A 25,130-nucleotide genomic window follows, 5' to 3' on the forward strand; every position below is an offset into this window, starting at 1 on the left:
GCGGCATGACCCTGACCGAACTGCTCGTCACCGTGACGATGGTTGGCCTGCTGACCGGCAGCGTCCTTCTGATGATGAATTCCCAAAACGACAGCACCGCCCTGACCTTCGATCTGCAGCTGAAAAATCTGATGCAGACCATGCCGTCTGCAGCCCGGGCCCAGGGCGCTGCTATTACCCTCAGTGCCGATCAGCAGACTGCCCGGCTCTCAACCGGCCGCACCCTGACCATCCCCACCGGTCTCGCCCTGACCAGCAACCTGCAGGCCACGCCCGGCGGCGTCAGCGGCGCCGTGATCCGGCAGGCGGGCACCAACTGCACCCGCTTCACCCTCACCCTTTACGGGACCGTGACGGAGACCGCATGCTAACGCCACAGACCGCAGCCCCCATCACCCCGGCCCCAGAACAACAGGGGCGCCTGACGGACGGCTTCTCGATGGTCGAAGTCCTGGTGGCGGGGGTTATTCTCATCCTCCTGCTGGGCACCTACGCGCAGCTGAGTGTGCAGGCCGAACGCAACAACACGGCCCTGAGTGCAGGCACGCTGGCCGCCGACAGCGCCGCTCTGATCAGCCAGGAGATCACGCGCGGCAACCCGGTCATGACGCCCGACACCGGCCACTCCGTGCACTTGGCCCCCAACCTTATCGCCTCCTTAAGTTCCGGGCCGACGCTCCGGAGCCAGATCGCGGCCGCCGAATTGCAGGCCACCGTCACCGGCCTGGGCGGCAATCCCCCCACCTACCGCGTCACGGTGTTGACGTCCAGCACTCCCTTTCACGTGACCGTGGTTGGTCCAGGAGGATCCGAATGAACGCGCCCCCCCCGCCCGTGACCCGTCAGGGCCTCACCCTCGTTGAACTGCTGGTGGGCCTGGTGCTGCTTGGCCTGCTGGCCGCCCTGACGACCATGGCCTTTCCCAATATGAACCGCACCGGCAGCAACGCCGCTCGGGGCACGGCCGCCGCCCTGACCGTCGAGCAGGTGACGGGCGCCCTGGCGGACGACTTCGCGGCCCAGGGCACGTTCCGGGAGTTTCTGGTGGCCGATCAGACCACCTTCTCCGGCATCTTCACGACAGGCGCCGGCGTTCCCGTGCAGGCACAAAGCGACTTTGCCCAGCAGACCTCGCTGCGCGCCGCCGGCCTCCCTGTCCAGGTGGGCGACCTTCTTTACCTGGTGGGCGCCAGCGGCGAGCGCAAACTGCTGCGCGTCACTGGGCGCAGCGGCAACCAGATCGAACACGACGGCTGCCGCAACGGCGTCAGCGGCCTCAATGCTGTGGTCTACCGCGCCAGCACCCTCACGGTGCGTCAGACGGGCGGCCAGGTCTGGCGCTCGGTCAACGGCGCCCCCGAGGTCTTGGCGGCGGCCAACACACCCCTGACCTTCAGCTACACCTACCGGCAACCCAATGGCGTCACGTCTGAGGCCTCCACTGGCCTGGGGGCCACCTCCGGCAGCGCCGTGCGGACCGGCCTGCTGATTGGCACCACCGCCAGCGCCCAGGTCGACAGCCGCAGCGCCGAGCAGCGCCGCACCGTGGTCCCGCTGGGCACCAGTGCCGCCGCCGGCGGCGCGCTGCTGCCCTGCGAGGCAGGCCTGGCGGTGACGCCCGGCAGCGCCCGCCTGCAGGTGACCGTAACCCTGCCCAGCGGCCTGACCAGCGGCAACGTCACCGTGACCGGGCCAGGCCTCAACTCGACTTTCGGGACCTCGGCGGTCTTCCCCGTCACCCTGGGCACCTACCAGGTCACGAGTCAACCTGTGACGGCCAGCGGCTACACCTACGCCGCCACGGTGCGGGGTGCACCCGCCCAGATCACGTCACGCCAGCAGACTGGGTACGTGCAGGTCGTGTACGCGGCGGTCACGGGCAACCTCAATCTCCGGGTGACCGGTCTCCCCAGTGGCCAGAGCGCCACCGTGACCCTCAGCGGCCCGCAGACGGTCACCCGCACCCTGGCCAACGGCGACATCGTCCTGACCGATCTGGCTCCGGGCACCTACACCATCAGCGCCCCTGCAGTGACCAGCGGCACCCAGACCTATCAGGCCGCTCCAACCACCGCGACGGTCTACGCGGGCACCGCCAGCGCGGCCACGTTGGTCTTCAACACGTTCGCCGAAAAAGGCAATGTACAAGTGAGCATCAGTGGCTTGCCTGGGGATCCGGGGCGATCTGTCTCAATCGGCGGTTACGCGAGGCGAATTGATGTTTTGAACGGCACATACCTGTACCCGGACGTGCAGGTCGGTGCCTACACCCTGACATTGCCCTCAATCACGTTCGGCACCACGACCTACGTGCCCACGCCGTCTGGCGCTAACTTCACCGTGGTCATGAACCAGACGACGGCCCTGACGTTCAGCTATGACGCGCAGGCGGCCACGCCGACACCCCCGCCGCCCCCAAGCAGCGCCACATGTCCGTCCGGTGTCGCCACAGGTCCGTTCGGGCGGGTGCGCATCGATGTCTGCTCCTTCGGATTCACCCCACCTCAGTCGGACATCATGTCGCTCACGCCGCAGGCGCAAGCCATTGCGAATACGCTGGTGGGCCAATGTCTCGCCGATACCACCGTGGAAGGCCCGATTGTCTCTTTGAATCCCACAAACGACGGCACGTATTACACTCGCACAATCTGGCGCAGTTACGACGGCGGCACGGGCTGCGCGCCAGCCCCCGCACCACCCCCACCACCACCCAGTGATCCGCCACCGCCGACAACGCCTCCGCCCCCACCGCCGACGAATCCATCGGACCCACCTCCACCTCCCCCACCGCCTCCGCCACCGCCGCCCCCACCACCCTGCCAGGTGAACTGCATCGAAGAATGAAAAAGGGCCCCCAGTGGGGGCCATTCTTCGTTCTACCCGCGTTCGGTCAGAAGTCGAGGGCATCGCGGACGTTGAGAACCCACTTCCGCCCCGTCAGGTCATTCGGATCAGCGTGACCCACCCCAGCGTAGCTCCGGTCTGGATTCATCATCTGGTAGCAGTGCCCGGGGCTGCTGAGCCAGCCGTTCACGACCTCCCGGGGGCTGGTGTTGCCGGTCGAGCCGAGGTTGTCTCCACCACCACCGCGAATGGCTGCACCGAGCAATACGCTGATGGTGCTCACAGTCAGACCTTCGGGCGTGTCGTGCGAGAAGTAATTGCGGCGGACCATGTCTGCAGCATGCTGCCGGGCGGCCTGGGCGAGGACGTCGTTCCACACCAGGGCCTTGCCCGGACCAATCGGGGTCACGCTGCCGGGGCACCCCACACCAGCCACCCGTGCTTCGTTGATCAACCGCACGACCTCGCGTTCATCGGCCGTCGGCGCCCGGTTCAGCACGTCCTGGTACAGGGGGTACTGCACGCCGCCACCCGTGACGGTCAGCTTCAGGGTGCCTCGGTAATCCCGCGTTTGGCCGTCGCTCAGCCGCTTGAGGGTCGCGTCAGCTGCAAGGGTGAATGTCTGGGTTCCTGCTAAACTCTGTGTCACCTGAAATTCAACCCATTCACCTTGCACTGCTCCAGGTTGGACAGTAAGGCTAAATGCGCTGCCGTAACCAAGACTGTAAGGCCGGGCATTCATCCAGGCGTAACCCGCAGGTGCGGGCGTCTGAACCGTCAGGCGCTGGAAGGCGCCTCCCACAGCCATCGGGCCCGACGTCACGACGACCGAACCCAGGGCAGGCCAGTCGCCCACAGGCGGCTTCACCACGGGGGGTGGTTCGGGGGGCGTGACCTCCCCACCGGGACCACAAGCGGCGAGGAGACTCAGTGTCAGCAAGGGCAGCAGGATCAGTTTCATGGCGACCTCAGTCAGAGAGAGTAGGTGTCGGGGATAAATCGCCGCCGAGCTTCTCCACTGTAGCGAGACTCCCTTCAACGTGCGAGCGGTTGTTTCGCATTGTTCTCCTGCGCGCGAAAGAAGCTCTGGCAAGTGTTCCGGGTCACTTGCCAGAGCTCGTGACTGTGCTGGGGCACCCAACGAATCGGCGCCGGTGATAGCAATCACTCACCCGTTTCGGTAGCGAACGTCGTAGAAGGTCTTCAACAACCAACCGACCAGGTACGTCATGACCAACTTGATTGGCCACGGACCCACCACAATGAGCAGGATCATTCCCAGGAAGCCAAGTTTGAACAGCTGCAACTGTCCTCGCTTGGAGAAACCACGGGGATAGAGTTTCATATGGTAGCACTCCCAAGTAAAGTAAATACTGGGGGCAGGCGAAAACAAAATGAGAAAGACTGCAAAGAAGAGAAGCTGTCCTTGAAACAGATCGAAAAGCGCAAGGACCAGAGAACCCAGAAGAATCAGGGTATACAGAAGACGGAGGGTTAGGGAATTGATGACCTCCTGATGCTCCAATGTCAACTGCCGCCAGCGGAAGAGCTGACCCAAAGCATGAATGAGAATTTGCCAGGAGAACATCAGCGGACTCTCTTTTGAGAGCGTGGGATCGTCGACGATTTCGTCTAAAAATCCTTTCCACTCTCTGTGAGCATCCGCCCCCCTGGCAGGATCAGTGATAATGGCCGCCACAAGCAGCAGGCGTTCTGGCCCCGTCATGTCCGCCCATTTCACGTGAGCCCCCGGAGCAGGGCAGACGGAACGAGAGAATGAATGGTCTCGCGGTAATTTTCCATGCCTTTCTCCGTCAACCGGTAATACTTCCGGGCTGGGCGCCCAAGCTGCGCTGGAGTCCCTTCCTCCCATCGTCCAACGATCCAGCCAATGCGCTCCAGGCGGGCCAGAGAGTTGTACAACGCCGTCGTATTCAGGCCCACTGATTGGGTTAGCGCCAGAGCATAGGTTTCACCATCCATCTCCTCATACAAGTGCTTGGCGAGCTTCAGATCGTTGGTTGTCACCCGTTCTGTCCCCATATCCCTAATATCAACCTTTGGAGATAGGAGTGTCAAGGTCTGCGAACAGAACCAGCCGCCCATCAGGCTTGCAGCAGCTTCTGATCGTGCATCATCTGGTCCCATCCACAGGCCAGAGGGCAGCCTTTCGCCCTGCGAGTTGCAACCGGCTGACTGCATTGAACAGCTACGCAATTCTGTGATTGACCCGGCGTCTGGGCCCATGGACGCGTCTGGTGAACGCTTGGCCAGAGGACGTATCGCAGGAGCCGCGATTGACATCAGGCGCCACGAGAACTCTTCTAAACGGACAGTTCAGGCGGGCAGGCGAATTTAGCTGTGCAGTACCTGAGCAAACAGATGCAGTTAGAGCGACACTGCAATCGGGACACCCAGCTGTTGAACGAGCTGGCTGGCAAAAGCATCGAGTTCCCCGGCTGCTGCTGCAGTTGTTACAGCGCGCGCTGTGGCTTCCGGCTCTGCCTGGACGATGAGCCACGCCCGCAGTTGACCGTACTGATCCTCGTTCAACCGCTTCTTCAGCAAAAAGGAGACGGTGCGGTGAACCTCGTTGACCCGCTCTTCAAGAGAACGCGCCACTTGGGGCTCTTCATCCGGAAGAATCTGCGGTTCAGCCCTTTGTGCTGAAGTTTTAACGGCCCGGGCCTGTTTCACTTTCCTGGCCCTGAGGATGTTAGGCCCCTCCCCCGCAGTCAGCTTTTTAATAGCGAAGCCCGATGGGCTTCGGATTCCTGGTGCTTCTAGGGCATAATCCCGAACCGCTTCGATGACATCTCGGGAATGAGTTCTGGCCAGATCGAAAGCAGTTTCGTCAAAAATCCCAAGAGTTTCCAGGATCGCCACAGACCGCATGTCAACGATGTTGGCTTCGCCACTAAACGTGAGCCGCAGCGTGGCCATTTTGCCACGGCCGATGGTGTCCACGCGCTCGAGGTAACCCATAGTTTGCAGCGAGGTCAAGGCCGGTTTGATAATGCGCTGAACATTGGCGCTGTCTGCAATGTCACCGTTTGGGGCGAGCAGCCGCAGGTAGCCGGCCAGTTCCGCCGTATCAAGGAGCAATTCCTTCTTCAGCTCGTCGGGCGCACTGCTGGCAATACGAATACCTTCAAAGGTGCGGTAGACGCTCCGAGCAACGCAGCTGGACAGTTCAGCCAGTACGGCTGGACGGAGCGTCAGAATTTGCCGTGCATTGACGCTGTGAGCCAAGGCACTGCCCAAGTAGATCAGCAGGTCGTGCTCGTCGCGGCCCGCAATGGTCTGGTGTTCGGGCATGCGGCGGATGTCGTCAACGCGGTCGACGATGGAAAATCTGCTCTTTAAACTGACCCGGCTATCTTCGTGCTTCCAGGCGTCTTGAAACCGGAACTTTGCAGCGTTGAGCCGGTCCAGACTCTTCAAAACAAGGGCGCGATTGGGCCCTGTATCGGTCAGATACATGGCTTTCAGCAACGAACTGAAGCTGATCCGAATCGAAAAATTCTCAGGACAGTCCTGGAGGTAGTACAGCGTAACCAGAGCCGCAACAGTGTCGTTGTCCAGCCCGTGGGGAACAGGCTGGGTGCTTTCGCACTTCACCTGACCGGTGATCCCCCCTTGCAGAGCCGTCGCCTCCCAGGCTTTGAGAGACAGGCGCTTCGTGGCACTGATCAGCCCCAACTGGGAAATATTGAGCTCCGTGATTTGAGGATGCTTGGCGTGGCTGATCACGCGGGCCTCGGACATGGGATGAGCATAGCGGAATGGTCAAGGGGCGCTGGTGCGCCCTGCACAGGCGGTGTCCCTCATGCAGTGACGTCCGTTGTATTTGTCGAATTCGGCCCAACACGACAAATACAACGGTGGGCGCCCACCGTTGTATTTGTCGTGTTTCGAAGATAGTGCATAAGCTCCACCGTTGTATTTGTCATATTCATCTGTCAGCAACAGAAATTAGCTATGAAATTCTTCCGCCACCACCGTTATATTCGTCGCCTTTTACGAATTAGACAGAATCGCATGTATTCTTTATGTATCTTTCCACCGTTGTATTTGTCAAATTGCACCGTTAGTTTCGTCAAATTGCACCGTTGTATTTGTCGTGAATTTTTGAAAATACTGTGCAGCACGAGGTTTTCCCGGCACGCCTTTGATGTTGCATTTTTTAGATTTTTTAAAAGCGTTTAAAACCCTTGGTTTCACCACCATCGCGCGCGCACGCGACCCCCAGCTATACACCCCTTGACAGAAAGGGGGGGCTGGTCTACCGTTGGGACATTCAATCCGGCGAGGTTAATCCACTGCGGTGGTCCCCTCCCACAACCAGCAGTGCCGAAACAATCACTGCACGGGGCTCACGAGGGCATGGTCGAACAACAAGAAGACCATGCCCTCACCCGTTGTGCCTCTAGCCTGTCACACCAGCGCCCCTTCACGATGCCCCCCATGTCCCGACCTCCCCGCCTCCTGCATGCCACCGACGGCTACGCGCTGCTGTACGCCCTGCTGGCAGGCCTGGTCATCATGTCGCTGTCCAGCCTCATCATGGTCAATCAACTGCTGAGGACAGCGTCGGCGAGCGACACCACCCGCGCGGTGTCGCAGGGCGCTCAGCAGTACAGCGCCCTGATCTACGGCCAGCGGGTGGCGGCGAGCTGGGCCAGCCGGTGGGTCCAGGGAAGTGCCAGTGGGGGCCACATGTCACTGGAGACGCTTCAACGGGCTATCGACGCCACCATGTGTCACCGGGAGGTGACCGAGCAGCGGCTGCGGCTGTATGTCACGGCCAGGAGTTGTGGCGCGGCGCTGCCCGCCCGTTTCAGCTTGCCGGACGTGGCCCACCAGAACCTGCCGACTGGCGCAGTGACCTGGCGCGTGCCGTACATTCTGGTCGCCGACGCTGCCAGCGGCGACCAGCCGCAGTCCACCACCGGGGTATTGCGCTTCACGCTCGGAACGGTCAGTGCCGCGACGTACGCCGTGTGGGCCGGCCAGTTGCCCGAAGGGGCAGGCGTCAGCAGCACCGGACCGGTGTACGTGCTGGGCCCCGCCGCCCTGAGTGGCACCGGCGCGTATCTGGAACTCAACCTCGCTGGCTGCGCCGCGCCCACACCACTGTGCACGCCTTCGGGCGGCCTGAAGCTGGCCGGAACCCAGGGCACGCACATGACCTTCGTACCGTCGCCGGTCCAGCCGTGCACCACGGCGGTGTGTGTGCGGGGTCCTGTGAACGCGCGGGACTTCGTGTCGAGTCCGGCCAGTGCCACATGGGGGAGTATGGTGGCCCTCTCCGGGTCCACGGTGCGCCTCAGCGTGGCGCCGGACGGCCAGCAGCGCGTGACCCAGTGCTTCTATGGCTTCTCCTGCACGGCGCTGGATTTTGACGGCGACGTGCTGATCTCGGCGCCGGGCGACATTACCCTGACCGCCGATTCTCAGCCCTCAGTCTCCCGCCGGGTGGTGCTGCGCAGTGGGGGCGCTGTGACGGTGAAGCAGCCCCTTACCCTGGCCGCGCCCCCCTGTGCCCAGGACACCTGCGAACAGCCCAGCAACATTCTGGGGATCTACGCGCAGGGCAACATCACCCTGCAAGCGCCAGTGCAGGCGGTGCTTCACGCGGGGGGTGACCTGAATGGTGGTGGTCAGGAGGTCCTGGGCGCAGTCTCGGCGTGGGGCGCGGTGACGGCCGTGCGGGTCACCCATGACCCTCGACTGGCCCTGGACCAGGGGCAAGCCCCACCCGGTTGGCCCGTCCTGGACACGGCCGTGAGCCACGTGCTGCTGGTGCCGAGCGAATGAGGCGGCTGCTGGCGCTGCTGCTGCTGGGCCCAGGAGCTCACGCCGCGTCCCCACCGCCGCGCGTCACGGCCACGGATCTGGCCATGCCGCTCGTGCGTCAGACCTACAACGCCTGTGGGCCAGCCTCCCTGGAGATGCTGCTGGGGTACTGGGGGTTGAAGGTGCCGCAGGCGGTGATCTCGCCGCAGGTCAGGCCCAGCCCGACCGCCTACACGCCGGTCAACACCATCGCCCCCTTCGCCGCGCAGTATGGCCTCCAGACGCTGCTGGTGAGCCATGCCACGGTCAACACGGTGCGGAGTCTGCTCGCCCGCAAAGTCCCGTCCCTGCTGCTGACTGATTTGAAAACGCCAGGCAAGGTGCCGCACTGGCGGGTGGCCAGCGGCTTCAACGACGCGCGGCGCGCCGTGAACTTTCACGACCCGCTCCTGGGGCATGTGGCCATTGGCTACGACGACCTGCAGCAGCTGTGGGCCAACCACCAGGGACTACTGGTGGTGTTGTATCCGCCAGCATGGGCGGCCTATGTCAAAGCAGGCCTGCTGTGAGCGGCGTCCTGGCTGACCTGCTGTCGTTGCGGCCATCCGGCGCCCCCTGCCACATCTTCCGGCTGGACGGCCCGCACTACGTAGTAGAGGAAGTGCCGGCAGGGATGGAATTGCCCGCCTTCTGGTGGCGGGCGCGCGGCCGCATCCTGCAGGACACCGTGCTGCGTCACGCCGAATTCCACGCGGTCGTCACCTTCTTCCAGTTCTATGCCATGCGCCAGGAGGTGTTTCAAACGGCGCACGTGCAGCGAGACCACTGGAGCATCGTGGCGCGGAGCGCAGAACCGGAAGCGGCCCGAGCCGCCCATCAGGGGCTGGTGAAGCAGATTGAGGCGGCGTTGCCAGCCCAGGCGGCCCTGAACCCCAGCTGGACCTGATCAGAGGTCATACTGGCGGCGCCAGACTTCCCGCATGGTCAGGACCCACGGGTGATCTGAGTTGGCCAGCAGGTGGCTCACGCCCCGGGCGCCCAGGGCGGCCCGGAGCCCCGCAGCGTTGGCGCTGTACTGGTCGATGTCAAGCGTGACGCGGTGATGGTCGGTGGTATGAATCCCGCCGCGCCGAACATTTTCTGGCTTGCCCAGCAGATCTGAGGACAACCCGTGGTCTCTGAGCACTTTGTACAGCCGGTTGAGCATCACGTTGAGGGTGGATTCATTGCCGTCATACAGCACGTCGGCCAGTTGCTTGCGCGTATGGCGACCCCGCGTCACAGCCAGGTACACGATGAACAGGGCCATGGTGGGGGTCAGGCGCAACTCCAGGTCGTCGACCGACACCGAGGGCGTTCCGATCACCCGCACCGAGAGGTCTGCGCTGCGCAGGAACTCGAAGGTGGGCGCCAGCAGATCCCGGTAAGCCGAGACGGTGGCCCGGCCCAGGGTGCGCGCCGCTTCTTGCACCTGCCAGGTGCGTTCCATGGCCAGGTCTTTGGTGCGCAGGTCATACACCAGCAGGGTCATCAAGACCACGGGCGCCGTTTCACACCGCAGCCGCAGCAGGTCTGGCAACAGCTCACGCAGCTGGCTGTTCAGGGTGTCGAGTTTCGAGCCACTCCGGCCCTCTTCCCACAGGCGCCGCTCCACTAGGGCGCGCAGGCTTGAACCGCTGAGTTGATGCCGCGCCGAGGGGGTGGCAGCGGCCGCCACGGCGTAGGTCCGGGCCGCCTGCTGAAGAACGTCGGCGGGCGTGTCGGCCAGTGTGTACAGCGCGCAGGTCAGCAGGAGTTCGATCTCGGTGCGCAGGTAAGGGTCCGTGCCCTGGAAGCTCTCGCGCGCCACCAGCAGGGTGCCGGCCGCCGATTCGGGATCGGCCTGCCGCAGGGCCTCGCGGGCTTCTGCGCAGAGCAGCGCGGCCTGGGCGTCTGGCGTGAGGGCCAGGAGCCGCCGGGCCGATTCCAGGGGACTGACCGCGAGGGTGCCCAGTCCGTGATCGGTCATTAAGCGGTGCAGCAGCAGCAGGGCGTGCCCCGTTTCGGGATGTTCGAACTGTTCCCGCAGCAGCAGCAGCTCCAGGCGGGCCCGGAGGTGCAGCATGCTCCGCTCTTCCCAGTGCCCGAGGTACACCTGCACGCATAGCGCCATCAGTTCGGCGTCGGTTGACGCCGTGTCCTGACGGCTCAGCTGCTGCAGGGCCGATTCACTCCACCGGCGGGCATCGTCCAGGCTGCCCACGTTGCGGGCGACCTGTTCTTCACCGCTGCGGGCGTGCATCGTGATGACCAGGTGCGCGGCGAAGGCGCGAATGAAGGGCCGCTCGCTGACCACGGCCTGCTGGATTTCCTCAAAGGCCTTGGCGTACGCGCCGGTTGCGGCGTACACCCGGGCGAAGCCCAGGTGCACCTCTTCGGGGTCAGCGGCGTCCGGGGTGCGTTGGCCTCGCAGGGAACCGAGGATGCCCAGCGCCTCGGTGTGCTGTCCATGCTGCGACAGGGTGGTGGCCAGCCGCAGCCGCAGTGTGGGGGGCAGGAGCGTTTCCACAGGCACCAGGGTCAGCAGCAGGTCGTCGTTCAGCGTCCCCGCCACGTCGTCCGAGCGGCTGAGCCACTCCACCGCGATCTCGGCCGCCCGGTCGGATTCACGGGCCAGCATGGCGTGCCGCACGGCCAGGACCGGATCGTTGGCCGCGCTGAGGCGGGAGAGCCGGGCGTGCGCGTCGCGAAACTGCTGCTCGTTGTCTTTCAGAATGGCCAGCAGCGCTGCGGCCAGTTCTGGATGGGGCACGTATTGCTCGGTGGTGGGGTCGGTCCGAATGATCGGGAGGTCGGCGGCCAAGGCGTCGCGGACCAACAGGGGGCGCACGTCCAGGGTTCGGGCCTGTTCAGGGGACAGTGGCCACACGGGAATCAAGGCCGCCCGGCACAGCTCCAGCAGCAGGTCCTCATCGATCAGCGCGAGCAGCCGGCGCATGTACCGGCCGGCGCTGAGCCCGCTGCGCACCGCGTGGGCCAGCGCCGGATAGCCGTACGGGTCCGCATGGTCGGCCACGTCGCGCAGTTCGTCAGCCGTGTAGGCCAGTTCACGCTCGGTGATGTCCACCACGGGCATCCCGTAGTGAAGGTCGGCAGGAAACTCATCTGGATGACGAACGCACGCCACGACGTTGACGCGCCGCGTGGGGGCCGTCGCAATCTGCACCAGCACGGCGGCTGCGTTGCTTTCCAACAGGTGGACGTCATCGAGAATCAGCATCAGCCCGTCCAGGCTGGGGTGCGCCATGTCCTGTTGAAGCACCCGGGCGAACTGGGACGGACTCAGGCGCGCCCGGCTGCTGAGCAGACCCGGCAGCTCGAACTGCACGTGGTCGAGTTGCAGGGACTGACTCAGGTGCGTCAGTGCGCCGTGCAGACTGGTGTGCGCGTGGCTGAAGGTGATGCGGTGGGCGCGGGGCACCGTGTCGTAGATGAACGTTGCGAACGCACTCTTGTTGTAACCGGCGGGCGCCACCACGCGGGTCAGGCGGTGCAGTTGAATGTCACGGATGAGGCCACCCCAGCGCGGCGCGCGCGGGTCAGACGATGAGGCAGAGAGCGGCGCGGTGGTCAAAAGTCATCCTTCGTAACAACGCATGCGGGTTGGAGGCAGCGTAGACGGCCCAATCTCACACATTCATAACGGTCAGCTTGGCTGGCGCCGCGCCGAACCCTTCCAACTTAACAAATTGAACTCAGTTCAATGTGCAAATTCGTCGCCATTTCCAAGAAATACGCGCCAGCACGTCGTTTTGGGGTGTTAGCGACTTCTGAAGACCGGCCGCCCACGATACACCTATGCTTCACGACGCCGTCCGCCAACTGCTTTCGGTCACGCCGAACGGCGCGCTGACGGCCCATGAAATCGCCGATCTGTTGGGCGCCTCTGTCCGGCGCATCCGCAGCGTTCTGGGTGACCTGCGCGCCAACAATCTGATTCAGCCTGCTATTCCTGGCGGCTTTCACTTCTGCTTGCCCCACCGGGTGAGCGAATTTATCGCACACACGCGCGCCCGCATTGAAGCGGCGCTGCGCGAAGCCCCCAACGGCATCGGCCATACCCGGCTGATCAAGTCATTGGGCCTGGTCAACGCCGTGGTGAGCGCTGTGCGCGAACAAAGCCCCCGCATCCGGACCTTCGGCACGCGGCGCAAAACCGGGCTGGCCTACATGCTAATTGACGCCCCCACCACGCTGACTCCCCAGCAACTGCGGTTGTTGGAACGGCACACCCGCGTGACGCCGAGCGTCACCCCGGTGAGCGTGGCGGCGCTGCTGGGCATTGGCCAGGCACACGCGGCCAACGCCCTGCACGCCCTGATGCAAAGCGGCAAGTTCAAGGTAGGCCCAATGGCGCACGCCTTCACGGCGGTTTACACGCGCCTGGCGCCGCTGTACCTGGACGCGCCCCGCGCTGCGGTGACCCGCCGGGCGCGCGCGCCGCGTCCCTCCTTCACGGTGCCCCGCAGCGGCGCGCGCCCGGCGCTGGGTCAGTCCCCACGCCGCTGCGCCCGCTTCCCCACTGCACCGCCCCGGAGGACCTATGACGACCGAACCCAAGCCCCCACGCCGCAATCAAACCTCGATGTATGTCAACGTCAATCGCGCCCGCCAGCTGGCCAGCGCCGTGATTGTGCAGGGCAACTCCGCGCTCACCTACGACCTGCCGCTGATCTCCGACGCGCCCGAGCAGGAAGTGCTGATTGCGCTCATTCAGCGGTGCCGCGCCGGCGAACAGATTCATGTCTACAGTTCTCAGTCGGCGGTGGCCGACGCCGTGCGTCAGAATCCCCCGGCTCTCCGGGCCGCTGTGGCGCGCCGGCACGCCAACTTGCAGCACAAGCGCGCGCACGGTGCCAAGGCCGCGCTCTGGCAGCGGGCCCTGCATTTCCAGGTCACCGGTCAGCTCGACGCCCTGAACACCGATCCCAACGTGGTCAATCTGCACGTCAGCTGCTTGACCGACGGCCGGCACGTGTACACCTGCGCCGCGCTGCAGGGCCTGAACACCTTGAAGCTCTACACCCACACAGATACGCACCACGACCTGATTGCCAGTGACCTGGGGGCCGTCGTCTGGGGCCTGAAGCAGGCGCCGTCAGCCAGCCACGTCAACATTCACCTCAGCCATCCGGCGACCGCCAAGCTCCTGATGGAACTGGAGCAGCGTCTGGCGGCGCAGGACCCTTACGCGACAGGCCCTGCCGTGACGGCCATCCGCCAGCAGGTGAGTGACCTCCGACTCCGGCCCCGCATCGAGGCCCTTCCCGCGCCGGGGCAGCCGCTGCCGGCGATCTCCAGCCTGGCCCGGCTTGGGGCCGCCACCCTGCTGTGAACTTTGAACCGCTCCATCTGTTGCAAGACGCAGGTCTGCTGAGTCCCATGCAGGCCGAGGCCATCCACACCTACCTCAGCACCTTCGGTGGCAGCCTCCTCAACGCGATTGCCGTCCAGCCCGACCTGGATGTGCCTGCACTCTGGCAGGAACTGGCGCGCAGTCAGGACCGGCTGTTTATCGGCGCGCTGCGTGACGCCAGCCCACTTGAAGCCCACCTCCTGACCCGGGACATGGCCACGCAGTACCTGGTGCTGGGCCACGTGCTTGAGCTCCAGACCGTGCGCCTGATCACGCCCAATCCTTTTCTCAGCAGCACGTCGCTTCAGCCTCTGCGAGAAGCGCTGCGGAGCAAGGTGCCGGGTGGGGCGTTCACCTTGCCCCGCGTCCGGCTGGAAGTGTGTCCGCCGCAGCTGTGGAAAACGATTTACGACCTGTCGTACCCGGTGACCCCGTACACGCCGCCCCTCTCTGAAGCGGAGGCCGTGGCGCTGGCCAGTTTGACCCCGCGCACCGAGTTCGGCAACCGGAGTCTGGCAGAGCTGCGCCGCTGCCAGGTCGTGACGCCCGAGCAATATGCCGAGGCCTTCGCCCGGCGGCTTGACCTGCCCTATATCCATCCCCACACCTATCCGCTGGAGCGCGATCTGTTCCGCCAGATTCCTCTGCACATGTTCAACGCGACAGGCCAGCTGCCTTATCTGCGCCTGGGGGACCGTCACCTGCTGACCGTGAGCCCCGAGGAACCCAGTCCGCAGGCCGCCGAACTGTATATGCGGGTGCTGGGCTACCAGATCTCCCCCGCCATCGTTAGCACCACCACGTTTGACACCTTGACCCTGGAGGCCACGACCAATGCTGCTGATTGACTTGAATGACCCTGCTGTTCCCCACCTGCTGCGCCAGTCGTATGGCATGGCCCTGCACGACGCGGTCAGCGCTGGACAGGTACCCGGCTTTGCCCGCGGCGAGATTCAGATCGACGGGGTGTCGGTGCCCGCCAGTGTGGCCTTTGAAGGCGCCACCTACACGCAGTGGCGCGCCGATTGGCTGAGCGCCATGCAGACGCTTGAACTGCCCCCAGTGGCCACCATTGAGGCGCTGCAACAGTTGCCGCACCTGACCCCTGGGCTCCTCACCTTTTTGAATCAGCGGCCTGCCCCTGCCCGCAACCGGCCCAGTCGGCCCCGGACGCCCCGGCCCAGCGGCCAGGCGTCGGTACCGGATCAGGAGGCAGGGGCCACCACACCGCCCCCCGCCACCACACCACCCCCCAGTCCAGGGGCCCACCCCAGCCCGGAAGCCAAGGACGGCCCTGCGCTTCAGCGCACCGGCTCGTGACGCTGCTGGACGCCGGTCTGGCCGCGCTGGACCACGGCTGGAGCCTCTGCCCGATTCAGGCCGGAAATCCCCATCGCCCGGCGAGCGACAAAGACCCCCACATGGAGGCGTTGTCGCGCACCGGCTACACCGATCCCCACACCCGCAAGGTGGTGTGGCGCCCGCTGCAGCACACGCCGCCGTCTGAAGCTGTCCTCCGGGCCTGGCTGAAGTGCCCCTATGTGGGCCTCGCGCTGGTAACCGGCGAGCGCAGCGGCGTGGTCACGCTCGACTTCGACGGTGAGGCGGGGCAGCAGCTGGTGGGCACCCTGGGCCTGACGCCACACACCCGCACCCCCAGCGGTGGCTTTCACCTGCGGGTGCCCCATCCCGGCTGGCGGGTGAGCACCCTGGCGAGTAAAAACACCGCGAAATTGCCGCCAGGCCTGGACATTCGGGGCGACGGCGGCCTGGCGGTGCTGCCGCCAACCACCTCCTGCAAGGGCACCTACGAGGCCCTGCGCGATCCGTTTGACCTGATCGACGCGCGGCAACTGCCGCTGGCGCTGCGCGAGGCCGCTGGCCTGACCGCGCCGGTCGTCCGGGTCGCCCCGGCGGTGCCGGTCACGGTGCCCCCAGCCGACCGGTTTCCAGCGGACCGCATTCTCTTTCTCGCCCTGACCAAGCTGGGTGAGGGCGAAGGCCGCAACAACACGGGGTACTGGCTGGCGCGCGCGCTGCACAACAACTTCTATGTGGAAGACGAGATCCTTGCCATTGGCCGGTCGTTTGTGGATCAGACGGGAGAGACCAATGCCAAAGGGCAGCGCGAGCCCTACACGTACGCCGAATTCCAGGCCAGCACGAAGCAGGCCCTGCGCCTGGAGCGTGAACCGTGGCTGCCCACCCGGGACAAGACGACCAGGCCCCAGAGGGTGAAGGTCACCGACGAGTTGCAGGAGGCGTGGCCCAGCCTGGACTGGTCGCAGCGCGCGCGCGCCGCCGGGCTGCTGGCCCGGATGTGGGCCCCAAGGGAGCCACTGGAAAAGACCATGACCTTTTTGCGCTTGTGCGGCGACGTGAACGACGCTGTGCGGGACGCGGTCCGGGAGGGCTACCGGTCCCCTGGCGTGCCCCCCAGTGACGAGGCGCTGCGGCGCGCCCTGCGCCCCACTTGACAGCTCGCCGCGTTTTCTGGCATGAACAAGGTGAGCAGCACTTCGCCTCCACCCAGACAACATGCTGTGGGGGCCGCTGCGAGATCCGCTCCTCAACCCTTCCGCCCGGACACGACTGACGTCCGGGCGGAAGCCTGACGTGAGCCGTGTCCCTTTCGTTCAAAGGAGACACTATGCGTTCGACTGCGTTGCGTACGGCCCTGGGCTCCGCCCGAATCGTTCAAACCGAGCAGGGGGTGTGTGTGTACCTGCCCGGCCGCGTGACGGTGCAGATCGGTGCCGCCGACTGCGACGAGCAAGGCCGGATGCTGGCCACCACCCGCCGCCTGTTCGGGCAAGCGCTGGACCAGGTTCATCTTCACCGGGCGCTGCGCGCCTTTCGCCTCGCGGCGATCTGCCGCACCGTCTTGATTGACGATGAGCACCGGTACTACTACCGGGTGCTGCGCTTTGGCCGCGCGGCGCTGTTCTACCCGGGCCGCGCCGCCCCGCTGGATTTGCGTCAGCAGCGCCGCATGGCCCGGTTTGCCACCCACGATCACACGCGCCGGGTGAACACGATCCATGAGCGGGTCACGCTGACGCCCGAATCGCGCCGCGCCGACGCCCGGTTCATGAAGGCCGCAGGTCGCCGCTTCGTGATGTGCGAGATTCTGCTGCAAGAGCACTTCCCCTTCTAGTTTCACCTCCAACTTCGGCTCCACACCCCAGTTCTGCTGCGGGTGTGGAGCCGTCAGGCTGCCAGCACCCGCAGCGTCTCGAAGGAGAGACGCATGCTCAACGCCTTGATTGCCCGCTTCCGTCCCAACGCCGCCCAAGCCCACCAGCGACTGCTGGAAGCCGCGTGCGCCCTTGGCGTCGAATCGGCCCTGGTCATGGAACTGGCTGCGGCCGCCCACAGCCACTACGGCGACGGGTACTGGCAGTTGCCCCACGTCCGGCGCCTCTTCGTGGCGGAAACGCGTGAGTACCGGAGCGCCGAACGGCGCCTGAAACGAGCCAAAGCTCAGTACGCCCGCGCCCTGGCCCTATGACCACGCCCCCGTGGTCATGGCCGCTGGCTGCTGGTCATGGCCACAGGACTGCTCCTGCACGGAGGACCCTATGACCATGCTTCACGCATCAAGCGCGCCGCTTCCTGCACCTCAACAGCTCCGCAACGGCACACCCCATGAGGTCGTGATCTATGCGGGTACAGCCGTTGAGCAGGTGCTGGCGCCGAGCGGTTTTGTCTTTGGTTCGCAGGACGACTACGGCCTGGTGGCCGAGTTGATGACGCCGGACGGCCCTGTGCCGATCACGGGCATCATCCGCCGCACCCTGCTGTTCGGTCGGCCTGGACCCCGCGTCCGCATCGCCGAGCCCCTTCCCGTTCCTGGCGAAGAGCCTGGCGTGCTGTGGGTCGTCAGTGCCCACACGGCCGCCGCCGCCCCCGAACGGCGCGACTTTCTGACCCCTGGCCAGCCGGTCTACGGCCCCACCGGCCGACAACTGGGCTGTCAGGGGCTGCGCAACCCCCGCATCTAACCGCCTGCGCGCGCCTTTCCCGCCCGACCTTGCGTCCGGCGGTGACCGCCGCGGACCAAGGGACAGCTTCTTCAAGGAGTTGACCTATGAAACAGTTTCAAGGCCCACTGGCCTTCCTCAGCAACATGTACCCGGCCTCCGTTTCGGTGGATTTCGGCGATGGGCAGGTGCTGGTCTTTCCCAGCGCTGAGCATGCCTATCAGGCGTGCAAATGCGCTGACCCAAAGGACCGCGCCCAGTTCCTGACCGGTTCTGCGGCCAGCGCCAAAGCAGCGGGCCGACAGGTCCGGTGTCATGACGACTGGGCGCAGCGCCGCCTGCACGTGATGGGCTACGTGGTGGCCTGGAAATTCCGGGAGCCGGTCTTGGCCCAGCGACTGGTGGACACCGCGCCGGAGCTGATCACGGAGATCAACCCCTGGGGTGACACCTACTGGGGCGTCTGCAACGGTCAGGGCGAGGACCATCTTGGCCGCCTCCTGCGCAAGGTCCGCAGTGACCTGATGGCGCTGGGGTACGTGCCAGCTGAAGCGGGCCCGGCCCCGGAAGCCAGCGGCGAGTGGCAACATTTGGTCGTGGCTGAAGCCGACCTGACCCGGGTGTTGGCCCCGTTTTCGGAGATTTATGCGGTGACGGGGCACCGGCCCAAGGACCTGCCGAACTACAACGCCGAGGCGCTGCGCGCGTATCTGACCGGACAACTGGCCCAGATTTTGCCGCAGCGGCCCGTTGCCCTGATCGTGGGCGGCGCCGCTGGCGTCGATCAAGCCATGCATCAGGCGGCCAACGGCCTCAAGCAGGCCGGCTGGGACATCACGGTCATCACCGCCGTACCGTTTGACGGTCAGTGGCAGCGTTGGCCGGACTGGGCCCAGCGTCAATACCACGCCCTGGTCGCCACCAGTGACCACGTCGTGGTGCTCGGTGAGAACCCCGGCGCTGACCGCAAGGCCGCCGTTCAGATGCTCTTTGAACGGGACCACGTGATGGTGGACCACGCCACGCACCTGATCGCCATGTGGTCAGGCAAGCGCGCCGGCGGCACCCATCACACCCGTGAATACGCCCGCAGCCTGAACAGGCCGGTCACAGACGTGTACCAGGGCTGGACGCACTTTGCCGAGCCGCCCCTGTCCACCCCTGTGGACCTCCGGACCTACCCGGTCAAGATCGGCGACCACGTGGTCCCGCATCACATGGCCGCCCGCCGCCGCAAGGTCACGCTCCGCGTGGTGTGCGGGGAGCAGACAGTGCAGGTGCGTCTGGAATCGCTTGATCTGAGCCGCATGATCCGCCTGGAGGCACAGCAGCCGCTGCTGCCGACCCTGCTGGGAGCCATCACGGCTGGGCTGCAGAGCCTGAAAGCCGACACGGCGGTCGATATCGACGTGCCAGTCGCGCGGACGTTGCTGGCCCAGGTGCAGCCTCATGCCAATCGCGGCTTCCTGGACGCCCGTGGCCGGGACATTCCGTTTCGGCCGGCCTGGGAAGCCCTGTGGGGCGCCATGAAAGGCCGCGCTGTCTCTTTCCGCTGAGCCTTTCCGGGCGCAGCTGCGCCTCCCCCACATGAGGAGCACCCATGAACAAGACCTACCTCGTGACGGTCATTCTCTTCGGCCGCGTGATCTTCTGCGGCCCTGAGACCGGCTTTTCCAGTCCTGGAAATGCCGAACTCATGATGCGTATCCGCTTTCAGCCGCTGCTCCCTCCGGGGTGCGGCGCTGGGCTGATCCAAGTCAACGTTCAGTAATACCCGCTTTCGCCTGAGACCACACGCGTCGCAGGCGGTCAGCCTGCGCGTTTGTGTGTCTGCCTTCTCCTGGGAGATGCCATGACCAACCAGAATGACCGCCTGTACGATGCGCCCGGCGTTCGCGCCAGCATCAGCGCCCTTCTTGCTCAGCCCGCGACCGACGCCTGGCAGACGGTGTTGCGTCAGGTGGGCCGTGAGTACCGGCCGCTGACCGACACCCAGGCCCACCAGATGTGCCTGCGTCTTCACGAGGAAACCTGCGGGGCAGAGGAACGCACGCGGCTCCGGGACACCCTGGGTGCTAACTGCGCCCCTCTGGCCCTGAAGGCCGCCCGCGATTTCGCCTCGCAGTTCGGAGGTGACTGGCGCGCCGCCCTGGCGGCCGCCTACGAGATCATGCAGGTTCAGCTGCCCAACATGCGGCAGAGTGTCAGCCGCCGGGGCGTGGTGACGCTGGTGCCCACGGGCTACAACGCCAAAAAGGCCTTGGTGAACCTCCACGGCTGGCTGGTGCTGTCGTTCAACACCGACATGGTGAAAAAGGCGCAGCAAAACCGCGCTTCGGCCAACACCACCACCACGCAGGACATGGCGTTCGCCAAGCAGGCCTGGGCCGCGAGCCTGGACCGCCTCGGCAACACCTTTCGCCCTGAAAGTGCACTGGACGCCAGAAAAACATGCATCCAGCGGCCTGATCAGCGTGAGTCTCGCAACGGTGAGTGGTTGACGCCGACCTTCCTGATCGAGTGGGACAAGCTCAGCGTGGCCGTGAACTTTGCCCTGCGGCCTGTCCGCCGGGAGGAAGTCAGCTTCGGGGTCGCTGGCCTGCGCGCCGTTCGGCAAGCCGCCGAGGCCGAAGTGGCCCGGTTGGGTGCGCGCGTGCGCGTCACCCACACCAAGGCGATTCAGGATCTGATCACCAAGAAGGGCTTCAGTGAAGAGGCGGCGGTCAAGACGGTGCTCAACAAGTTGACCGAGCAGCCCCGGCGCCTGCTGCGCACCCTGGCCGAGTCGCCCGACATCTTGACGGTGTGGCTCAGCGGTCAGACCCGGCCCGACAGCCTGGATGCTGGCCGGGACACGGACGAGCGCTCACCCGCTGAACAGCTCCAGGCGCCTGAACAGTTGCGGCCTCAGTACGCGGCCGCATTTGCTCCGGCCGATCTGCATGTCGCCCGTGACCTGCTGGCCCAGACCGGCGCAGCCGCGCTCAACGTGGCCCGCGTGGATCTGCGGCGCCTGATCCGGACCGCCCGTCAGGTGGACCGGGAACGGCAAGCCCAGCAGGTCTGGGAAGAGGTGTGCCGGGAGGCCGGTGTCCACTGTGACACGGCCGCCAGGGACGCCCGGTTCCTGCTCCACGAAGTGGGCGGGCGCTGGGCCGAGACCCTCTCTGACGAACAAATCAGCGGCATCAAGGCGCTGGCTGACGAGTGGAATGACGGTTTTGAAGGCCAAGACCGCATTCCCTACCTGCGGCTGACCCTGGCGTTTCGCCGGTATGGCCGCCACCTGGGTGACGCACAGGCGCAGTGGCGCGACGCGCTGCGGCCCCTGGGCATCACCAACCGTCAGGCGCGCCTGATCGTCGAGACGGCCAGTGCCTCAAGCCCGGTTCGGCGCCCCGCTCACCCTGCGGGCACAGCCCCTCACCTGCACCGGGCCTACGCGGCCTACCGGCACGACGTGAATGCCGAGCGCGCGTTTCTGGACGCCTGTAAACGCGCAGGCGTGTCCTTTTACGCGGGCAAAGCCATTGCCCGTCAGGCCCTGAGCGTCACCCACCTCCGGTTTGAGGAGACGCTGGGCACGGCCGAGCGGGCCCGCCTGACTGCCGCTGCCCCGGCCGTAATCGCCTGGACGATGCATCAGGAAGCGGCGCTGGGCGTCAGTGACCAGGTGGCTTCCCGGTTGAACGTGACCGATCTGGCCTGCGCGTTTCACGTGTATGGCCAGTGCAGTGGTGGCCGCGAGCAACTCGAAGCCCACCGGGCCACGCCTGAAGAGGTGGAGATCCTGCTGGCCCAGGACCGTTCGGCGGCCCGCGCTGCCCGTTCGGCCCGCCCCCAACCGGGCCTCAACCTGTCGCGCCGCGCCGTTCAACACGTGGCGGAGCAGGAGTTGCTGGACCTGGACCGTCAAGGTCAGGTCGTGACGCAGGCCCTCATGGCCCTGCGTGTCCGGATGGACACGGCCGCGTACGTGGTGGACATGCAAGACGCCGCCGCGCAGTACCGGGCCCTGTGCACCGCGCACGCCCACTTCTTGAGCTGCGCTGACGCCTACGAGCGGGCGGCCGATACCGGTCACCTGCTGCTGATGGCCGAGGCCAGCCTGGCCTGTGACGACGCTGTTCGCTACTGCGAGCAGGTCATCGCCGGCGACGCCGTGACAGTCGCGGCCGCCAGCGCCCGGCACATCACTGAATTCGCGGCTTAAGCCACCTTCCCCACAGTGGAGACGGTGGCCGCCGCGCCGCGTTCTCTGCTGTGGGTCTCCCAAGGGGACCCCACATGACACAGATCCTTCCCAACCTGTTCACCGGCCTGTTCACTGTTCTGAGCCCCTCGCCCGCCACGGCCACGCCGCGGGTGGACGTGCACGCTCTTGAAACCGCCCTCCAGCGCGAGGGCCTGGCCCAGCTGCCGTATGACCGCCAAGAAGGCCCCCGCGCCAAGCACCGCCGGGCCACCCAACGCCTTGAACGGGCCAAGGTGGCGTTGTATGCCGCGCAGCGGTATCAGTTCGGCGGCTTCGACGCGTTTATGGCCCTGCCTGTGCGGGACCGGCAAGCGCTGCTGGCCGCCACCGAACCGTTCAGCCGCTTCGGCGCCTGGAACCACCGCCGCCTCCGGCCCCGCCCCTGCACCCCCAAAGGGCGGCCACACCCGCAGGTGCCACTGATCCTGAATGTGGAGCCTTACACGCGCGCCAAGATCACCCGGCGCCGCAGCGTGACACTCAAACACTTTGTGGAGGAGTTGTTTCGCCCGTTTCCCTTCAAAGACGCCCTAAAAGCGGCAGAAGACGCCGCCAACTATGGCGTTGCCGTTGGGCGCTGGGCAGACGCGCTGCGCGACGGTGTTCCCAAGGTCACGCCAGACGGCAACCGGGAAGGGCGCATGCCGGTTACCGAGGAGCTGCTGCTGCGGCCCGAGGTGGTGAGCCGGCTGGCCCCCAGCGGTGTGCTGCTGGTCGCGCCGGAATACGCGCTGCTGACTCTTCTCCAAGAAGCGCCGACGCCCCTGAACCTGCAAACGGTCCATGAGCAGGCGGTGACGGAAGAGCAGACATTCGCTCACGGCGAGCGCCAGGCGCAGATTCCAGCGGAACTGCGTGCAGACCTGCCGCCGCTGCGCCGCTTTGTCAGCTTTCAACGTCCGAAAGGGCGCATCACAGAGTTGACCCGTGCGTTTCAGGCCCTGGGCCACAAACGCGAAGACGCCCGCATTCTGGCCCGCGCCCAGCAGGCGGAGCGGGAAGAGCAGTTTCAGCGCACCTTGGGCGACCAACTGCGCGCGGCGGCCACCCTCACGGGCGAGTACCGTCATCAAGCGGAACAGGCCCTGCGCCAAAGCGTGCATGACCTGCGCCGTCCTGACCTCGTCTACATTGCGCCGCTGGTGCTGCAATGTGGCGCGCGTTGCGCCGCCGAGGTCAAAGTCAAGCCCGATCAGCACCCTGAACTCGTGGCCTTCTGGCAGCGTCACGCCGACCCCATGTGGGAAGCGGCGATGGCCACCTATCTCGATCATGCGGCGGCCCTGGACCAGGCGCTGACCGACCATGCCAGTGGAACGCTCCGCGCGTTGCCTGGGCCCTTCCGGACACTGGCCGGCGCGGAGCTGACTGAGGACGTGAGTACCCTGGCTGCTGCCCGCCTGCTCCTGGAACAAGAAGGTGCGTCTTCGCCCACCCTCCACGCCCTGGCGGCCTGGACCGAGCGGCAAGACCGGCTGACCGACCGCCGAGTGGCTTACGGCCGCGACGCTTTCGTTCCTGATTTCGTCGAAGCTGGCATCGAGGTTCACCCGGTGACCCAAGCTGTGGTGGCCCCAGCCGTCGACGCCTTTCTCTCCGAAGCGCCGCGCTTCTCGGTCATGCTCGGCTCCACGCCAGCAGAGCTGCCAGTCGAGGGCCGCACCCGCTTCATCCGCGGGGTTCGCAAGCTCAAAATCCCAGTGGACGTCGCCCAAGATGATCTGCTGTCCCGCGCGCCTGTGACCTTTGGTCTGCTGTCCCTTCGCCCCCAGGGCTACGAAGGTTACGTTCAGCCCGCTGCCCATGATCTGGGTGTGCTGACACCGCTGAGTGTCGCTGCGCTGCTTGCCCAGGCCACTGAAGTGACCGTCCTGCTGGCCACGCCCGCAGACCGCACGGTGTACTTCGCCGGCCAGACCTTTTGCGTTGACGCCCGGCACGCGGCCCTGTTTCAGGAAGCTGCTGCCTGCCGCCGCGCCGATATCCTTCCCAAGGTCACGGTCATTCATCTGTAGACCCTGACCCTGCGCTGGTTCTCGCTCCCTGACCATGTCGGGTACGCTGACCAATCACTCCTGTGAACCCTGAAGAATTTTCTTTGCCACCAGCAAAGTCAATTCTTCGGGCGCCTTTTTTTTGCCCTCTTGCCTGTCGCACCAGCGCCCCAAGAAGGTGGGGCGGTATGAAACGACGACACCCGCCCGCCCTCGCCCTGGCCCTCTTGTTTGGCCTGCTCACCACAGGTTGTGGTCAGGGTCAATTCGCCAATCCATTTGCCGTGTCTCTCAAAGTCACTGCCACCCCGGCCACCCTGGAGTTGGTGGCGGGTGAGGCCAAGACGGTCACCGTGTCGGCCAGCGACGGCGACGCCACCATGACCTCCTTTGACGTCTCGACCGCCGCGCCCAAGGGCCTGAGTGTGGCGGGCAACGGTCCGGTGCTGACCGTCACCAGTACGCGGGAGACCCCGGCTGGGCTCTACCCGGTGGCCGTCAACGTCACGGTGCCCAATGGTGGTGGCAGCAGCGTCTTGCCGGTGCGGGTGCTGCCCAACCCCACCCCCACCTATTCGGCGGCCCTGACCCAGACGGCCGCCACCATCGTGCAGGGCAGTGACCTGGTGGTTTCGGTGATCATCACGCGTCAGAGCGGGTATCAACGCACGCCACAAGTCATGCGGGTGTCTGGTGGCGAGGCGCTCAACGCGTCGGTCCAAGGAAACTCTGTCCACCTCCGGCCCACGCTGAGCACCACGCCTGGAACCTACGCCCTTTCTGTCGAGGTCAGTGACGGCGACGTCGACCACCACCTCGCACTGACGGTTACCGTCGTGCGGCCCCAGGAGAAAGCATGA

24 protein-coding genes are annotated in these 25,130 nt (G+C 65.4%); 18 read left to right on the forward strand and 6 right to left on the reverse strand.

Features of this window, described 5'->3' with window-relative positions:
- Positions 1 to 5: 5 nt before the first annotated feature.
- The 3 genes from K7W41_RS14135 to K7W41_RS14145 are packed head-to-tail and all read left to right on the forward strand — an operon-like array spanning position 6 to position 2,844.
- Positions 6 to 371, forward strand: coding sequence for a hypothetical protein (locus tag K7W41_RS14135; RefSeq protein ID WP_224609765.1), 366 nt, complete (start codon positions 6 to 8; stop codon positions 369 to 371).
- Positions 365 to 817 (forward strand): type IV pilus modification PilV family protein, encoded by a 453-nt coding sequence (locus K7W41_RS14140; protein WP_224609767.1) that lies wholly within the window; start codon positions 365 to 367, stop codon positions 815 to 817. The genes K7W41_RS14135 and K7W41_RS14140 overlap by 7 nt, the downstream gene beginning before the upstream one ends.
- Positions 814 to 2,844, forward strand: coding sequence for a prepilin-type N-terminal cleavage/methylation domain-containing protein (locus tag K7W41_RS14145; protein WP_224609770.1), 2,031 nt, complete (start codon positions 814 to 816; stop codon positions 2,842 to 2,844). Before K7W41_RS14140 ends, K7W41_RS14145 begins: the two co-directional genes overlap by 4 nt.
- Positions 2,845 to 2,890: 46 nt before the next feature.
- Here the strand turns inward: K7W41_RS14145 and K7W41_RS14150 are convergent, their stop codons facing one another.
- The 4 genes from K7W41_RS14150 to K7W41_RS14165 all read right to left on the reverse strand — a co-directional run bounded on the left by K7W41_RS14150 (position 2,891) and on the right by K7W41_RS14165 (position 6,612).
- A complete protein-coding gene (locus tag K7W41_RS14150; RefSeq protein ID WP_224609772.1) occupies positions 2,891 to 3,805 on the reverse strand; it encodes a CAP domain-containing protein in 915 nt (304 codons plus the stop codon).
- A gap of 207 nt (positions 3,806 to 4,012) precedes the next feature.
- Positions 4,013 to 4,585, reverse strand: coding sequence for a hypothetical protein (locus tag K7W41_RS14155; protein ID WP_224609774.1), 573 nt, complete (start codon positions 4,583 to 4,585; stop codon positions 4,013 to 4,015).
- Positions 4,582 to 4,872 (reverse strand): PadR family transcriptional regulator, encoded by a 291-nt coding sequence (locus tag K7W41_RS14160; protein WP_224609776.1) that lies wholly within the window; start codon positions 4,870 to 4,872, stop codon positions 4,582 to 4,584. Before K7W41_RS14160 ends, K7W41_RS14155 begins: the two co-directional genes overlap by 4 nt.
- Before the next feature lie 360 nt (positions 4,873 to 5,232).
- Positions 5,233 to 6,612: a hypothetical protein gene (locus K7W41_RS14165; protein WP_224609779.1), complete on the reverse strand. Its 1,380-nt coding sequence runs from the start codon at positions 6,610 to 6,612 to the stop codon at positions 5,233 to 5,235.
- Between the two features lie 699 nt (positions 6,613 to 7,311).
- Between K7W41_RS14165 and K7W41_RS14170 the strand changes: the two genes are divergently transcribed.
- Genes K7W41_RS14170 through K7W41_RS14180 form a run of 3 tightly spaced genes read left to right on the forward strand, consistent with a single transcriptional unit; the run spans position 7,312 to position 9,589 of the window.
- A complete protein-coding gene (locus K7W41_RS14170) occupies positions 7,312 to 8,664 on the forward strand; it encodes a hypothetical protein (protein WP_224609781.1) in 1,353 nt (450 codons plus the stop codon).
- Positions 8,661 to 9,212 carry a C39 family peptidase gene (locus K7W41_RS14175; RefSeq protein WP_224609783.1) on the forward strand — a complete coding sequence of 184 codons (552 nt, stop codon included), beginning with the start codon at positions 8,661 to 8,663 and terminating at the stop codon, positions 9,210 to 9,212. Before K7W41_RS14170 ends, K7W41_RS14175 begins: the two co-directional genes overlap by 4 nt.
- Positions 9,209 to 9,589 carry a hypothetical protein gene (locus K7W41_RS14180; protein ID WP_224609785.1) on the forward strand — a complete coding sequence of 127 codons (381 nt, stop codon included), beginning with the start codon at positions 9,209 to 9,211 and terminating at the stop codon, positions 9,587 to 9,589. Before K7W41_RS14175 ends, K7W41_RS14180 begins: the two co-directional genes overlap by 4 nt.
- Here the strand turns inward: K7W41_RS14180 and K7W41_RS14185 are convergent, their stop codons facing one another.
- Positions 9,590 to 12,256, reverse strand: a complete 2,667-nt coding sequence (locus K7W41_RS14185) for a hypothetical protein (RefSeq protein ID WP_224609787.1) — start codon at positions 12,254 to 12,256, stop codon at positions 9,590 to 9,592. It abuts the gene before it with no gap.
- Between the two features lie 107 nt (positions 12,257 to 12,363).
- Entirely contained in the window at positions 12,364 to 12,741 is a 378-nt protein-coding gene (locus K7W41_RS14190) for a hypothetical protein (protein WP_224609789.1), read from the reverse strand.
- Positions 12,742 to 13,225: 484 nt separating this feature from the next.
- On the opposite strand from K7W41_RS14190, the gene K7W41_RS14195 reads away from it, so the two are divergent.
- The 12 genes from K7W41_RS14195 (at position 13,226) to K7W41_RS14250 (ending at position 25,130) form a co-directional block, all read left to right on the forward strand.
- A complete protein-coding gene (locus tag K7W41_RS14195; protein WP_224609791.1) occupies positions 13,226 to 14,017 on the forward strand; it encodes a hypothetical protein in 792 nt (263 codons plus the stop codon).
- A gap of 47 nt (positions 14,018 to 14,064) precedes the next feature.
- On the forward strand, positions 14,065 to 14,886 hold the full coding sequence (locus K7W41_RS14200) for a hypothetical protein (protein WP_224609793.1): 822 nt from the start codon (positions 14,065 to 14,067) through the stop codon (positions 14,884 to 14,886).
- Complete coding sequence (locus K7W41_RS14205) at positions 14,873 to 15,358, forward strand: hypothetical protein (RefSeq protein WP_224609795.1); 486 nt, start codon at positions 14,873 to 14,875, stop codon at positions 15,356 to 15,358. Before K7W41_RS14200 ends, K7W41_RS14205 begins: the two co-directional genes overlap by 14 nt.
- A complete protein-coding gene (locus K7W41_RS14210; protein WP_224609797.1) occupies positions 15,355 to 16,515 on the forward strand; it encodes a bifunctional DNA primase/polymerase in 1,161 nt (386 codons plus the stop codon). The genes K7W41_RS14205 and K7W41_RS14210 overlap by 4 nt, the downstream gene beginning before the upstream one ends.
- 173 nt (positions 16,516 to 16,688) lie before the next feature.
- Positions 16,689 to 17,195 carry a hypothetical protein gene (locus K7W41_RS14215; protein WP_224609799.1) on the forward strand — a complete coding sequence of 169 codons (507 nt, stop codon included), beginning with the start codon at positions 16,689 to 16,691 and terminating at the stop codon, positions 17,193 to 17,195.
- A 93-nt stretch (positions 17,196 to 17,288) separates the two neighbouring features.
- Positions 17,289 to 17,549 carry a hypothetical protein gene (locus K7W41_RS14220; RefSeq protein WP_224609801.1) on the forward strand — a complete coding sequence of 87 codons (261 nt, stop codon included), beginning with the start codon at positions 17,289 to 17,291 and terminating at the stop codon, positions 17,547 to 17,549.
- A gap of 70 nt (positions 17,550 to 17,619) precedes the next feature.
- Entirely contained in the window at positions 17,620 to 18,042 is a 423-nt protein-coding gene (locus K7W41_RS14225) for a hypothetical protein (protein WP_224609803.1), read from the forward strand.
- Between the two features lie 86 nt (positions 18,043 to 18,128).
- Complete coding sequence (locus K7W41_RS14230) at positions 18,129 to 19,577, forward strand: SLOG family protein (RefSeq protein WP_224609806.1); 1,449 nt, start codon at positions 18,129 to 18,131, stop codon at positions 19,575 to 19,577.
- 44 nt (positions 19,578 to 19,621) lie between these two features.
- Positions 19,622 to 19,792, forward strand: a complete 171-nt coding sequence (locus K7W41_RS14235) for a hypothetical protein (RefSeq protein WP_224609808.1) — start codon at positions 19,622 to 19,624, stop codon at positions 19,790 to 19,792.
- Positions 19,793 to 19,873: 81 nt separating this feature from the next.
- The gene (locus K7W41_RS14240; RefSeq protein WP_224609810.1) at positions 19,874 to 22,234 is read left to right on the forward strand and encodes a hypothetical protein; all 2,361 of its coding nucleotides are present in this window, start codon (positions 19,874 to 19,876) and stop codon (positions 22,232 to 22,234) included.
- A 74-nt stretch (positions 22,235 to 22,308) separates the two neighbouring features.
- On the forward strand, positions 22,309 to 24,291 hold the full coding sequence (locus tag K7W41_RS14245) for a hypothetical protein (protein WP_224609813.1): 1,983 nt from the start codon (positions 22,309 to 22,311) through the stop codon (positions 24,289 to 24,291).
- A 167-nt stretch (positions 24,292 to 24,458) separates the two neighbouring features.
- Positions 24,459 to 25,130: a hypothetical protein gene (locus K7W41_RS14250; RefSeq protein ID WP_224609815.1), complete on the forward strand. Its 672-nt coding sequence runs from the start codon at positions 24,459 to 24,461 to the stop codon at positions 25,128 to 25,130.

Origin of the sequence: Deinococcus multiflagellatus (assembly GCF_020166415.1) — a bacterium.
Lineage (GTDB): Bacteria > Deinococcota > Deinococci > Deinococcales > Deinococcaceae > Deinococcus > Deinococcus multiflagellatus.